Origin of the sequence: uncultured Campylobacter sp., assembly GCF_937997595.1 — a bacterium.
GTDB lineage: Bacteria > Campylobacterota > Campylobacteria > Campylobacterales > Campylobacteraceae > Campylobacter_B.
Genome location: NZ_CALKTS010000039.1, coordinates 1 through 1,008, shown reverse-complemented (window position 1 = coordinate 1,008; position 1,008 = coordinate 1). Strand labels below are relative to the sequence as shown.

1 pseudogene is annotated in these 1,008 nt (G+C 42.4%); it reads left to right on the top strand.

Going from position 1 to position 1,008, the window contains the following annotated elements:
• A pseudogene (locus Q0614_RS01315) lies at positions 1-181 on the top strand (hypothetical protein); the annotation flags it as partial.
• Between the last annotated feature and the right edge of the window lie 827 nt (positions 182-1,008).

Below are 1,008 nucleotides of genomic sequence, written 5' to 3'. Positions count from 1 at the left end.
CAACGCGATGGAGCGCATCTGGAAACAGCGCGAAAAACAGATCGCGCGTGCGCGAGACGGCGCGATCGCGATGCACGCAAGCATCAGAAGCATCGCAGGAAGCGGCGTAGCGCAGCTGGATGACGTCGATGAAATTTTAAGCCTCGAGGCGATTGCGGCGGAGAGCGAAGCGGAGGATTAGGCTAGCATCTCGGCTCAGATCGGCTTGGCTCTGCGCAGCGCGAAGCTAGAATGCATAGTAGCATAACGCTAGGCTTCGAGACGGCGTGAGATTAAAATTTTGTAAAATAATGCGGTAGCTGTCTATGAATAGAGTGGCACTAAAATTTTGTGAGATATCAAGTAGCAGTTTTGGCGCTAGGAATTTTGTCTATAAATTTTACCCCGATAGCGGCACTGCTTACGTGGCGACGGAATTTTGTTTTGAAATTTCATCTCAGCAAATACGCTTGCGGTGGCGCAAAAATCGTTTGCTAAATTTCTATTTTGATAAAACTGATTTACTGCTGCGATAAGGATGCTATTCACGTAAAATTTATTGACTAGATATGCCCGAAGCCATAAAATCCGTTTAAAAATTTATGACGAGCGTTTTCGAAAAGGTTCGCATCAAAGCTCTCGTAAGGTTTCTTGCTAAAATTTGTCGCAAAGACTTTGCACAAAAATCCTAGGCAAAGCATTATGCTGGATTTACACAAATTCGCAGTAAGTCTGCGCGTCAAATTTGTATTAAAACCAGTGGCTAAAGTTTTTGCTAAAGCCCGCGCCAAAATTCGTGGCAGAATTTTAAAATTTCGCTTTACCGCGCCGTGAAAATTCTAAAATTTTGGTTCGCAAAATTCATAAAAATTTATAAAATTTTTCAAAGTCCTAGCGTTAAAATTTTAAAATTCCTAACTTTTTCAAAATAAATTTTAAATTTCGCAAACTCCCTTGCCATAGCTATTTGCGTGGCAAAATTTTATCGCGCAAAAGCGCTTGTTACCAATCGTTAACCCCCCCCCCCCC